13 protein-coding genes are annotated in these 12,582 nt (G+C 55.3%); 1 reads left to right on the top strand and 12 read right to left on the bottom strand.

Annotated elements, in window-relative coordinates; all coding sequences use genetic code 11:
- The first annotated feature begins 185 nt into the window (after positions 1 to 185).
- A complete protein-coding gene (gene phaR / locus FEE96_RS19220; protein WP_138164752.1) occupies positions 186 to 743 on the top strand; it encodes a polyhydroxyalkanoate synthesis repressor PhaR in 558 nt (185 codons plus the stop codon).
- 101 nt (positions 744 to 844) lie between these two features.
- Here the strand turns inward: phaR and FEE96_RS19215 are convergent, their stop codons facing one another.
- From FEE96_RS19215 to FEE96_RS19160, 12 genes are all read right to left on the bottom strand, one after another.
- Positions 845 to 2,053, bottom strand: a complete 1,209-nt coding sequence (locus FEE96_RS19215; protein ID WP_138164751.1) for a DegT/DnrJ/EryC1/StrS family aminotransferase — start codon at positions 2,051 to 2,053, stop codon at positions 845 to 847.
- A 138-nt stretch (positions 2,054 to 2,191) separates the two neighbouring features.
- On the bottom strand, positions 2,192 to 3,502 hold the full coding sequence (locus FEE96_RS19210; protein ID WP_138164750.1) for an NAD(P)/FAD-dependent oxidoreductase: 1,311 nt from the start codon (positions 3,500 to 3,502) through the stop codon (positions 2,192 to 2,194).
- 117 nt (positions 3,503 to 3,619) lie between these two features.
- Positions 3,620 to 4,978: a glutamine synthetase family protein gene (locus FEE96_RS19205; RefSeq protein WP_138164749.1), complete on the bottom strand. Its 1,359-nt coding sequence runs from the start codon at positions 4,976 to 4,978 to the stop codon at positions 3,620 to 3,622.
- A complete protein-coding gene (locus tag FEE96_RS19200; protein WP_138164748.1) occupies positions 4,978 to 5,658 on the bottom strand; it encodes a type 1 glutamine amidotransferase in 681 nt (226 codons plus the stop codon). The genes FEE96_RS19205 and FEE96_RS19200 overlap by 1 nt, the downstream gene beginning before the upstream one ends.
- 59 nt (positions 5,659 to 5,717) lie before the next feature.
- Complete coding sequence (locus tag FEE96_RS19195; protein ID WP_138164747.1) at positions 5,718 to 7,037, bottom strand: glutamine synthetase family protein; 1,320 nt, start codon at positions 7,035 to 7,037, stop codon at positions 5,718 to 5,720.
- A 151-nt stretch (positions 7,038 to 7,188) separates the two neighbouring features.
- Complete coding sequence (locus FEE96_RS19190; RefSeq protein ID WP_138164746.1) at positions 7,189 to 7,995, bottom strand: ABC transporter permease; 807 nt, start codon at positions 7,993 to 7,995, stop codon at positions 7,189 to 7,191.
- Positions 7,992 to 8,873: an ABC transporter permease gene (locus FEE96_RS19185; protein ID WP_138164745.1), complete on the bottom strand. Its 882-nt coding sequence runs from the start codon at positions 8,871 to 8,873 to the stop codon at positions 7,992 to 7,994. Before FEE96_RS19185 ends, FEE96_RS19190 begins: the two co-directional genes overlap by 4 nt.
- A gap of 100 nt (positions 8,874 to 8,973) precedes the next feature.
- Positions 8,974 to 9,681 carry a transporter substrate-binding domain-containing protein gene (locus FEE96_RS19180; RefSeq protein ID WP_138164744.1) on the bottom strand — a complete coding sequence of 236 codons (708 nt, stop codon included), beginning with the start codon at positions 9,679 to 9,681 and terminating at the stop codon, positions 8,974 to 8,976.
- Positions 9,682 to 9,721: 40 nt separating this feature from the next.
- Positions 9,722 to 10,495 carry an ABC transporter ATP-binding protein gene (locus FEE96_RS19175; protein ID WP_138164743.1) on the bottom strand — a complete coding sequence of 258 codons (774 nt, stop codon included), beginning with the start codon at positions 10,493 to 10,495 and terminating at the stop codon, positions 9,722 to 9,724.
- A 381-nt stretch (positions 10,496 to 10,876) separates the two neighbouring features.
- A complete protein-coding gene (locus FEE96_RS19170) occupies positions 10,877 to 11,647 on the bottom strand; it encodes a phosphate/phosphite/phosphonate ABC transporter substrate-binding protein (protein WP_138164742.1) in 771 nt (256 codons plus the stop codon).
- On the bottom strand, positions 11,644 to 12,084 hold the full coding sequence (locus FEE96_RS19165) for a tellurite resistance TerB family protein (protein ID WP_138164741.1): 441 nt from the start codon (positions 12,082 to 12,084) through the stop codon (positions 11,644 to 11,646). The genes FEE96_RS19170 and FEE96_RS19165 overlap by 4 nt, the downstream gene beginning before the upstream one ends.
- Entirely contained in the window at positions 12,084 to 12,545 is a 462-nt protein-coding gene (locus FEE96_RS19160; RefSeq protein ID WP_138164906.1) for a tellurite resistance TerB family protein, read from the bottom strand. Before FEE96_RS19160 ends, FEE96_RS19165 begins: the two co-directional genes overlap by 1 nt.
- Between the last annotated feature and the right edge of the window lie 37 nt (positions 12,546 to 12,582).

The raw sequence follows: 12,582 nt of genomic DNA, 5'->3' as shown, positions 1-12,582 counted from the left end.
GGGATAAGTCTGTAAAAGCTGAAGCCTACTTGAGGTCAAGTGAAAATTGTGGACGTGGAGGTGCTAAGCTCGTTCTGGTAATCCATATCTGACAACAAAATCTCGGGTAGGAAGCGCGGTGCTTTCCTTTTCTTCTGCACTCGCATAGGCTTTGCTGCAATGCATCATGTGGCGGGAGTAATGACATGGCGGAACGGGATAAACCCCTGCTGATCAAGCGATATGCCAGCCGTCGGCTGTATAACACCGAAACCAGTGATTATGTGACACTGGAAGATATCGCAGGCTTTATTCGGGCCAACCGCGAGGTCCAGATCATAGATTTGAAGTCAGGTGATGACCTGACGCGGCAATACCTGCTGCAAATTATTGCTGAACACGAGAGCCGCGGTGAAAACGTACTGCCAGTAGACGTGCTGAATGATTTGGTGCGCAGCTACATGGTTCCCGGTGGTGGAGTGATGCCACAGTTCTTGCAAAGCTCTTTTGAAATGCTGCGCGACAGTCAGTCCCAGATGGCAGAGACAATGACCGCGATGAACCCGATGGCGCAAATTCCGGGTTTTGACGCCATGAAGGCGCAGCAGGAAGCGTTCCTGAAAGCTATGACCGGTGGTCTAGGAGCGGGCTGGCCTGGCGGCCCACGCGAGACGCCTAAAGCAGAAAAAACGGGTGGCGAAGATCTAAATGAGATCAAAAAGCAACTGGCTGATCTGCAAGATAAATTGTCAAAATTGAAGTGATCTGAATGGAGGATGGTGCGTGCAAGCACGCACCCTACACAGATTGAAATGTTTGAGTGTAAGCCCAGGATGTGTCCTGGGCTTTTTCTTTTTCCGGGGCCTTAGGCTGCGGCTTTGCCTTTGACGTCGGCTACGGCGTCCAGCAAAATATCGGCAATTATGTCCAGTTCCGCACGGGTCAGCCGCACCGGCAGCCGCACATCGCAGGCGTGGGCTAACATGGCGCGTGTTTGTGGCAATTCTGGTAGATCATTCAGAAACTGCCAGTTCCAGAATGCGCGGGCATTATCAGTGGACAGGCCAAAGATCTGTACCTTGACACCACGTGCTGCAGTGGCTTCGGCAAAAGCCGCAATTTCCTGGCTGTCCATGTTGACCAGATTGAACTGGATCGAATCCGGGGCGCGGACCTCCGGAGGTAGCGAGGCGGGGACATGCAGGCTGGCAGAGGTGTTCAATCGCTCCGCCACATAGTCATGGTTGCTCCGTCCATCGCGCACCCTGCGCAGGAGTTCGGGCAATTGCGGTCGGATGACTGCCGCTGACAGGTTGCTCATCCGCAGATTATATAGCGGCAGTTGGTTCTGCCATTTGGCAAAAGCCTGTGCCAGTTCCGGTGAATTGTCACCGCGCGGCCCTTTATGTTTTTGCCAATTGTGCTCGTAAGCGCCGGACATGATCACTGCTCGGGCCACCAGATCCGCGTCGTCCGTGATCAGGATGCCACCTTCGCCGGCGTTGATCATCTTATACGACTGGAACGAAAAGCAGCCGATACGGCCAATGGTGCCGATGTTCTTGCCATGCCATGTGGTGCCCAGCGAATGTGCCGCATCTTCGATGATGGGTATATCGCGCGCGTCACACAGAGCAGCGATCGAATCCATATCCGAGGTATGACCACGCATATGGCTGATCAGAACCGCACTGATATTGTCGTCCAGCTTGGCTTCAAAATCAGCAAGGTTGATGCGGTAGGTGTCACCCACCTCACACAGAACAGGCACGCAATCGGCATGCACGACGGCTGATGGAACAGCAGCAAAAGTGAACGCGGGGATCAGCACCTGCGCGTCGCGTGGCAGTTCCAGTGCCTTAAGAGACAGGAACAGTGCAGCTGAACAGGAGGACACGGCAAGGGCGTATTTGCTGCCCAAAAGCTCGGCAAATTCTTGTTCCAGCAAAGCCACCGGGGCGTCTTGCGGTGCAGTATAGCGAAACAGATCACCCGAAGCCATCAACGCGTCAATCGCTTCGCGGGCAGCAGCGGGGATTGGTTCAGCGTCATGTACATTGGGAGGTTGTGTCATATTTCAATTTCCAAAATTTAACTTTTTGAAAATGTAAAACACTTGCGGGGAGCTGCCAAGTGGATTCCTGCGCTCGGACTCTGCAATAGTAAAAATTTCACGGAACTGTTGCTTGCGCCACACTCGGATAGCGGGTGTTTAAACGCCCAGCCTATCGCGCAACGCATACCAGGTCATTGCCAGCACCAGTAGAGGAGAGCGCATTCTGGGCCCTCCGGGAAATGCCGGAGCCGGCACCCGTGACATGGTGTCAAACCCTTCAGACTGACCTTGGATTGCCAAGGCCATTAGCTGTCCGGCATGAGAGGCGGTGCCTACGCCATGCCCTGAATAACCTGAGGCGGATATAACGTTGGTTCCCAACCGCGCCAGATAGGGCATTCGCTTCATGGTAATGCCGAGGGTTCCCCCCCAAGTATAGTCCACTTTTACGTCGCGAAGATGGGGGAATATCTGTGTCATCGGCTTGCGTACAACCGCGTCAATGTTGCTGGGGAACCTGTAACCGTAGCTTTCGCCACCACCAAAAAGCAGCCGTTTGTCAGCGCTGAGGCGGAAGTAATTGACAACAAATTTGCTGTCAGCAATGGCCACGTCGCGGGTCAGCACCTTGGCCGCGTCATCGCCAAGAGGTTCGGTCGCTGCGATGAAATTGTTGATCGGCATCACACGGGAGGCCACCTGAGAGTTCAGGCCACCAAGGTAGCCGTTACACGCCAGAACCAGGTGATCAGCGCGGACACTACCAGAGGCCGTGCTGACCTTGACCTCAGTGCCGGGATCAATTTGCAGAACTTCGCTTTGTTCGTAAATTTCAGCCCCTGCTACCGCTGCGGCGCGCGCGAGACCCAGCGCATAGTTTAGAGGATGCAGGTGCGCGGCGCCGTGATCCAGAAAACCACCTTTATAATCGGGTGAGGGGCAGAGCTGATGACAGGTTTGCTGGTCAAGAATTTCCAGTTCACCATAGCCATAGTGGTTTTGCAGATGCGCGCCGTATTCATGCAAATGCGCCACTTCGCTTACGCTGGATCCGGTCCAGGCCACACCGGGTTTTAGATCGCAGTCAATTGAATGGCGCTTGATCAGGTCTTTGACCAGGTCCTTTGCGTCTTCACCCAGTTTCCACAGTTTCTGAGCCTCAGGATCGCCCATCAGGGCCTCTAGGCCTTCTTGATCCAGACGCTGGCCGCTGCCCAACTGACCGCCATTGCGCCCGGATGCGCCAAAGCCAACACGGTGGGCTTCAAGCAGCACAACGCGCATCCCAGCCTCAGCCAAATGCAGGGCGGTTGAAAGACCTGTATAACCAGCCCCAATGATACAGACATCCGCGCGAATGTCGCCGCTGAGTGAGGCAAAAGGATCAAGCGTATTGGCCGTGGCGGCATACCAACTGCTTGGGTATTCACCCTTGTTGTCATTGCTGTGCAGAAGGTTCAAAGCCATGTTGCCACCCTGTTTGACCGAGCCGGATAACGTGATCAGGCCCTTGATGTTTCTTTTTGCCAAAAATACTCAAAACTGCCCCCGCCAAAGCGGGGGCAATTGGGGAAGATCTTTTGCTCAGACGTTCAGCAGCAAGTGCTCGCGCTCCCAAGGTGAGATTACTTGCAGGAACTCGTCATATTCTGCACGTTTTACAATTGAATAGACCCGCGCAAAATCTTCCCCCAGAACCTGGTGCAGGGCGTTGGAATTGTCGAACAGGTCCAGTGCGTCGCCCATCACTCGTGGGATGTCTTCGTCGGCTGCATAGGCGTCGCCTTTGAACTCCGGGCTGGGTTGAAGTTTTTCAACCATGCCCAGATAACCACAGGCCAAGGATGCGGCGATCCCCAGATAGGGGTTGCAGTCCATCCCGGCCAAACGGTTTTCAACCCGACGGGCGGACGGGCCAGACAAAGGCACGCGAATGCCGGTGGTCCGGTTGTCTTTTGCCCAGCTTAAGTTGATCGGCGCGGCATGATCCTTCACATAGCGGCGGTAGGAATTGACGTAGGGCGCCAGCACTGCAATTGCAGCGGGCAGGTGGGACTGAAGTCCACCAATGAAATGGTGAAACGCGTCAGTTTCTTCGCCGTCAGGGCCGGAGAAAATATTCTTGCCAGTGGCAGTATCAAGTATCGAATGGTGGACATGCATGGACGAGCCTGGCTCGTTGGCAATAGGTTTGGCCATGAAGGTGGCATAGCAGTCGTGGCGCAGTGCCGCCTCGCGGATCAGACGTTTGAAATAAAACACTTCGTCCGCCAGTTTGATCGGATCGCCGTGGACCAGATTGATTTCAAGCTGACCGGCACCGCCTTCCTGAGTGATGCCGTCGATCTCAAATCCCTGCGCCTCGGCAAAGTCATAGATGTCGTCAATCACCGGGCCAAACTCGTCGACAGCTGTCATCGAGTAGGCCTGACGTGCTGCAGCGGGGCGGCCCGACCGGCCCATCATGGGTTTGATCTCTTGCAACGGGTCAGTGTTGCGCGCGACCAGGAAAAACTCCATTTCCGGCGCAACAACAGGGGTCCAACCCTTGGCAGTGTAGAGCTCTACCACACGTTTTAGCACGTTGCGTGGTGAAAACGGGATCGGCTCACCGGCACTGTCAAAGGCGTCATGGATCACCTGCAGGGTCCAGTCGCCGGTCCATGGGGCGGCGGTGGCCGTGCTCATGTCGGGGCGCAGCACCATATCCTTTTCGATAAACCCGTCATCGCCTGCGGCCTCACCCCAGTCTCCGGTGATGGTCTGATAAAACACGCTGTCGGGAAGGTGAAAATAATCCTGCCGCGCGAATTTGGAGGCAGGAACTGCTTTGCCGCGGGCAATGCCGGGTAAGTCCGAAACAACGCACTCAACTTCGTCCAGGCGTCGGCCTTCCAGATAGGCTTTGGCGGCTTCGGGTAGGCTATCAGTCCAAGCGGGCATCAGATCCTCTCCTTCTTCAAAAACTCGGCCATGAAGGCTGCGATGGTGTGGCTGTTCAATGGACCGTGTAGGTCGTTTCTTGCACGGTCTAAAATGTCATCGGGCACAACGCCACGGCCGCGCTTTTCAATCAGGTCAGCGACAAACGGGCTGGCGAACTCGGGATGTGGCTGCAGCGTCCAGATTGTGTCACCATAGGCAAGGACGCCGTTCTTGCAGAACTCATTGCCAGCCAGAACACGGGCGCCTTCGGGCAGCGTCACAACTTGGTCTTGGTGCCAGGCATTCAAGGTCAATTCTTGACCATCCTGCTCGTACTTTACGCGACCCACAGCCCATCCGCCGGAGTATTTCTCGACGATTCCACCCAGCGCCTGTGCGATGATTTGGTGGCCAAAGCAGATACCAACCATCGGCAAGGCTTGGGCATTAATGTCCCGGATCAGATTCTCCAGTGGAGGTATCCAGTCATGATCTTCGTAGACGCCGAATTTTGAGCCGGTAATCAACCAGCCGTCAGCCGCCTCTGGGCCCGAGGGAAAGATGCCGTCGAGCACAGCGTAGGTCTCGAATTCAAACCCGTGCCCGTCCAGCAGGGTGCGAAACATCTGGTCATAGTCGCCAGCTGTATCAATCAACTGGTCGGGTGCGTGGCCAGTTTGCAGTATTCCAATTTTCATGTCTCACCTGAATTTGATCAAATTTAGCCTAGCGGAGGGTTTCTCACCGCACAAGGGCCTCAAACCGACTCGAGCAAGGAGAGCCAATGGCTGTCTTTGGGGCGTTCGGCAAACAGTTTCATTTCTTGACGTTTGGTCATCGCCATATTGCTGATCATCATGGCAGGCAGGATACGCGCGATCAGTGGGTCCTGTTCAAACGCTTCAATGGCTGCACCCCAATCCGCCGCCAGCTGTGGCACGCCTGCGGCTGCATAAGCATTGCCAGTTGTTGGCGCCGGTGGCGTCATTTTGTCTTCGATCCCCAGTATGGCGGCACCCAGTACTGTGGCCAACATCAAGTAGGGATTGATATCGCCACCTGCCACCCGGTGCTCAATGCGGCGAGCCTTGGGGTTGCCGCCAGGAATGCGAATGGCGACGGTGCGGTTTTCATATCCCCATGTGGCCGCTGTAGGGGCATGGGCACCGGGAACCAGCCTGTCATAGGAGTTTCCATGCGGCGCAAAAATCAAAGAGCTTGCGGGCATCGCAGCAAGACACCCAGCCACCGCTTGTTGCAGAAGCTCTCCTCCGGTTTCGCTGCCATCGTCAAAGACGTTGTTGCCGTCACGGTCAACAACCGAGAAATGGACATGCATGCCGTTGCCAGCCTCGTCCGCATAGGGTTTGGCCATGAAAGTTGCGGCCATGCCATGCTTGCGTGCTATGCCTTTGACCATTACCTTGAACAGCCAGGCATCATCGGCCGCGCGCAAGGCATCCTGATGGTTCAGGTTGATTTCAAACTGACCCAACCCGCCTTCGGAAATTGCGGTTTGCGCCGGAATACCCATCGCAGCAGAGGCTTGGTACAGATCGGTGAAAAAGGCGTCGAAAGCGTCCAGTTCAGCCAATGAAATAATAGCATGGCTGTCCAGAGCCCGGCCGGTCAGCGGGTTTTTGGGAGGGCAGGGCTGGTCGCCACTGTCATCCACCAGATTGAACTCCATTTCCGTGGCTGCCATGACGGTCCAGCCACGGTCTGCGTAGCGCGCCAGAACGGTTTCCAACGCATGGCGGGGATCACCGGGAAAGGGAGTGCCATCATCATAGTGCAATGTCATAGGAACCAGTGCAGAGGCCGTTTCCAGCCAGGGCATCGGCACTGGACCACGGCTGGTGGGCTTCAGAACCCCATCAATATCGCCGCTTTCAAAAACCAGTGGGCTGTCATCAATATCGCTGCCCCAAAGATCCAGGTTCAGAGCTGAGAGCGGCATCCGTGCGCCACCATCCGCCAGCTTGGCCGCAGCTTCAGAGGGCATACGCTTACCGCGCAACTGCCCGTTTAAGTCACAGGCGGCAATTCTGATTGTTGAAAGGCTGGACAGATCCATGGTTGGCTCCTTTGGGTAGATAAAGGAGGTGTAGCGCAGGACGCATCCCGCGCCAAGAAAATTTGATCAAAATATTTCGACACTCTGGGAAGGGACAAAAAATGGCCCCCGAAGGAGCCATTTGGTTTCAGAGCACATTCTCCAGCCAATACTAGCGGATCAGATTGATACGCAGCTTTAGCTTGGCACGGCGCGCCTGTGGCAAGTGGCGGTTCAGCCGCTTATTGACCAGTCCAAAGCCGCTGATGATCACCAATGTGAGTAAGATGAAGTAGAACGCCAGGATCGGGTAAGGGATAAATGGGTTGAAAGTCTTATCCGCAAAATAGCTGGCGTAATAAAGGGCATCGCCTTTTTGGCGCCAGGCTGGAAAGCCCGAAAAATAGACCAGCGTTGTGGCATGGAACAAAAAGATAGCTTCGTTTGTATAGGCAGGCCATGCAAGGCGCAGCATGGTGGGCCAGACAACCCGTCGAAACCGGGGCCAGCCAGATAAGCCATAGGCATCGGCAGCTTCGACATCGCCCTTTGGGATGGACTGAAGGGCGCCGTAGAAGATCTCACCTGTGTAGGCGGCTGTGTTCAGGAACAACACGATCAAGGCCCCGAGCCATGCGGAGGTAAGGGGATCAAAAATAGGCGATACACCTTTGAGGCTCAGGAACATGAAGTAGGCAAAGAAGAACTGGATAAACAGTGGCGAACCGCGGAACAGGAAGATAAACCATTCAGCTGGCTTGCGGTAGATTGCCTGGCTTGAGTTTTTTGCCACTGCCAGCGCGGTAGCAAGGAAAAAGCCGGTAAAAACGGCGACCACTCCGAAGTAGATATTCCAGATCATGCCTGAGCCGATCAGAGTGAATTGTTCACACAGAGTGAAATCACTGCGTGGCAGCAGGCGTTCGCCATAGCCCAACGATCTGAAGGCGTAATCTTGTAAGGTTTGGAAGCAGCTCATGACGCTTTCCTTTGCGCTTCACCACCCAGAGTGGCCTGCCCGTGCGACAGGCGTTTCATCAGCTTTTCCAGAACCACCTCAGACACCTTGGTGAAGGTGAGATAGAAAATCAGGAGCGCCAGGAAATACCACATACGCCAGTCACCATGCGGGTAGGCGGTGAATTTTGCGGTCTTGGAACCACCCAACTCGCGGGCCCAGTAGACAATGTCTTCGACGCCCAGCAGGAACAACAGTGGTGTAGCCTTGATCAAAACCATCCAAAGGTTTGATAGGCCCGGCAGAGCATAAACCCACATCTGCGGCACCAGGATACGCCAAAACGTCTGGTGGTGTGTCATGCCATAGGCTTCGGCTGTTTCGATTTGACCATGGGGAACGGCGCGCATCGCACCATACAGAACGTTGGCGGCAAAAGCGCCAAAAACAATGGCAAAGGTTATGACAGCAAGCGAGAACCCATAGGTCTCGTGCATCCATTGCGGTGACGATCCCAACGGCATTTTGGCGATGTCGCAGACGACAAAATCGCTGCCCTGGCGAATGGGTTCGTCCCAATCCGGACATTTGACTTTGTGAAGCAGCCATTCAATGCCCTGGTCCAGTGCAATGACAAAGAACATGAAGAAGGCAATGTCGGGGACACCACGGACAATGGCGATGTAACCTTTGCCCAGCCAGCTAAGTGGTGCAAATCGGGCGCGTGCGGCCATTGCACCACCAAAACCCACGGCCATCGCGGTCGGAGCGGTCACGGCCAGCAGCAATAGAACTGTCCCAAATGAGGTGTAAAAGGACATGTGTTTACCGGTGGTCAGGTAACAGCTTAACCATTTGATGCCCTCGAGGGTGGCAGGATCTGAGCAATAGGAGAAAATGGTGTGCCTCGTAGTCTAGCGCCGAGCTGAATCGCAACGGAAGGTAGTAGGAGAGGGGGCAGGGCCCCCTCTCGCAGGTCTTGATGTTAGATCAGGGCGATCAGAACTTGCCCTCGATCTCCCACTTGTCCAGCATAGCGTTCAGCGAGCCGTCTTCTTTCATCGAAGCAATTGCAGCGTCGAACTTGGCATGCAGTTCAGAGTCGGACTTGCGAAATGCCATGCCGATGCCACCACCGAGAAGGATGTCTTCGATGAACACCAGGTCGGTTTCTGCAACAATTGGGTTTAGGAAGTCTTTGTCAGACAACACAGCGTCAGCTTCGCCGGATTTAACCGCAGCAATGGTTTCATCTGGGGTTGGGAACTCAACCAAAGTAGCACCAGATTCAGCAACGTGAGCTGACTGGATAGTGGACGCCTGAGCCGCAATTACAGCAGTTTTCAGGTCAACGTCCGCAGACATCGAAGCGAAAGATGATGGCGAAGGCTGAGTGTAGCCTTGTGTGAAGTGTACAACTTCAGCGCGCTCTGCAGTGATCGACATGCCAGCGATGATGGCGTCGTAGTTGCCCGAAGTCAGGTTAGGGATGATCGAATCCCAGTCGTTGGTGACCCATTCGCAAGTTTGGCCAGCGCGTTTGCACAGCTCGTCGCCCAGCTCACGCTCAAAACCATCAACTTCGCCGGCATCGTTCAGGAAGTTGTATGGAGGGTAGGCGCCCTCGGTGCCCAGACGAACGGTGTCGGCCATGGCCAGACCTGCGCTAAGTGCGAGGGCCGCTGTGCCCAAAAACAGTGATTTCATAGTAGTTCTCCCAGTTAGTGTGGTTTTTTGTAGTCTTGTATTAGTGGCGGGTGGCGGACAGGAAGCCGCGCAAACGTTCGGATTGGGTGTTGCCAAACACTTCGTCTGGGCTGCCCTGTTCCTCGATCAGGCCCTTGTGCAGAAACACTACGTGGTCCGACACATCTGCGGCCAGCTTCATATCGTGGGTAACGATCATCATGGTACGGCCTTCCGCGGCGAGATCCTTGATCACCTTGACGACTTCTTGTTCCAGCTCAGGATCTAGTGCCGACGTAGGTTCGTCGAAAAGCAGGGCTTCGGGCTCCATGCACAGGGCCCGGGCAATGGCGGCGCGTTGTTGTTGCCCACCAGAGAGCTGAGCAGGAAACACATCACATTTGTCGCCGATCCCTACCTTGTCTAAATACTGACGGGCGGCGGCTTCGGCTTCATCCCGATCACGGCGCAAAACGGTCACTGGCGCTTCCATTACGTTTTGCAGGATGGTCATATGGGCCCACAGGTTGAACTGTTGAAAGACCATCGACAGGTTGGTGCGGATTCGCAGCACCTGTTTTGCGTCCGCTGGACGTCGGGCCAGCCCGGTCCCATGCCAAGAGATTGGTTCGCCTTTGAACAGGATGTTACCCTGTTGACTGTCTTCCAACAGGTTGCAGCAACGCAAGAGGGTGGACTTACCGGAGCCGGATGAGCCGATCAGCGATACCACATCGCCACGATGTGCGGTGATATCTACACCTTTAATGACTTCAAGTTCGCCATAAGATTTGTGCAGGTTGCGAATTTCCAGAACAGGTGTTTCGTCAGTCAAGGTTTAAAATATCCGCTAGCTGTTAAGTTGACGACAGTATTGGACCTAAAAATGGAGCCAATGCAATGCGCAAAACGATTAATACAGCGTGCAAAGAGGCGTTTTGGCGGCTGAGCAGGTCGGAACGGAAGGTTGATGATTTTGGAAACTGATCTTTCCAAAATTTCGTCGAGCTGTGTTCGACTTGCGAACGGCAGATGGCCACTGGCGGTAGCCTCGAAAGACAGAGGAAATTTGCTGTCCCCGCTTGCTGGATGCCCAGTTGGTACAGCCGGTAACCGTTATGGTGCGCTTGCCAAGTAGACATCTTGCTCACAAAACGATGACACTCTGCGCCTGCGACCTTAGCTGCGCTGCAATATGATCGACACGGGCGCGCGCTTACATTTGTGGGTCACGCCCTTGGTGACGCATCAGGGCAGGGCCTAAAGGCGTGGGGACCGCGAGATAATCAGTGGCTGGTATGGCCTCCACTCCCTTTAGGTGCAGGGTTGTGCGGTGGGTGTCTGACAGTTCTAAAATCGCGGCTTGTATCGCCAGGAAAAGCGGCTTTGCATCACGTCCCATGGCAGTGATGTAGGGAAGCGCTGGTGTGGGTTCTGTGCGGGTCAGTTCTACCAAGTCGTTGGCGAAAGCATCATATCGCTGGATCATTTCCCAAGACAGTGCATCCAGGGCGGCAAAGTCGCCCCCCCCCTCGGCAACGACCTGCGCCGATGCTTGATGTCCGCCGGTTTCCACGAGTTCACCGGGCATCAAGCTGCGAGATCTCATATGGGTGATCGGGGCGGCCCAGCCGGATTGAGACAGCGAATCATTATAGGCAAAGCGCTGTCCGTCAAAATCGCCAAGCTTGGCGCCAGCACGATCCCGATGGGCGACGATAACGCTATTGTAATATCCCGGCTGACAGCCGGGCAGGCCATAGTCAGGCGCGCCAATCAGTTGAACGTCGCTATAGAGGCGGGTGCGATAGGGCATGCCACATGTCTGTGCCAGCAACAGATCGGGAGAGCGCCAGACCTGCCAGGGATCTGCGTCACGGGTCAGGCTATTCGGGCCAAACCCTAGTTGCGCCCGAATGGCATCCCAATAAGCGTCATTTGCAGCCGCAGTTTCTGGGCGGTCATACATTCCAAGATGGGCAATCACAGCGCGCGCTCCATCCGTTGCCGGGCCTGGGCGCTGTCGACGTCGCTCACACCCAATAGATTGGCGGAGAGTCGCAAAATGGCATCTTCGCTATCGTCTCGCTCACCATCGGCAAGCACCACTTGCCACAGTGCCTCGATCACCGCTATGCGGTCCTCATAAGCCACTGCTTCTTTGATGGCGCGGGTGAAACGCACCGTGTCAGGGGCCTCGGCCTCCATTGCCTCGGCCTGTTCGCGCAGAATGATGGCACCGCCCATATCAAGCCCGTAGCGGGCGGCAATAATGCGGTCTATCCGGTCCTGCTCAACATCGGCGTAATTGTGATCAGAGCGGGCAATACGCACCAAGAGTGCGGTGAGCGCCAAACGGGCATCCTGAGGGTCCAGCGCAGAAGGGATTGGTTGCAATAGCTTGTTCAGCAAGTCCTTGAACATCAGTTTTCCTCTGACAGAGATATGAGTTTGGCTTTGGCTTTGGCGCGAGCGGTCTGGCTGTCGGCATAAGACAGTCCCATTGCCCGGCGGATTTCCTCGACGATGGTGACTTCGCCCGGGTGCTCTTTGTTGTCTGCCAGTACCACTTCCCACAGGGCATCCATCGCGGCCAGCCGTTCTTCGATATCGGTGGTTTCGCGGATCAACCGTCCAAACGTATCACTTTCCGGTGCGGCTGCCTGCAGCTTTTCACAGGTGGCGCGAACCTTGGCGGCTTCAATAGCGTTGTGCTGGTACAGCCGGGCCAGGATCCGGTCGATCAAGCTGATTTCTTCAAGCTGGTATTCGCGATCCGATTGCGCCACCCGAACCAGCAAGGCGCCCAAAGCCAGTTCGGCGTCCGGATCGGGCAGCACCACTTGTCCTTTGGGACGAATGGCCTGAAACAGTTTTTTCAACATTGGCATGGCGGTCTCCGCGAGGACTAATCAAGAGATT

It is taken from the genome of Parasedimentitalea maritima, assembly GCF_005771405.1.
Classification (GTDB): domain Bacteria; phylum Pseudomonadota; class Alphaproteobacteria; order Rhodobacterales; family Rhodobacteraceae; genus Parasedimentitalea; species Parasedimentitalea maritima.
The sequence above is the reverse complement of the archived record's forward strand: the minus strand, read 5'-3'. Positions and strand labels throughout refer to the sequence as shown.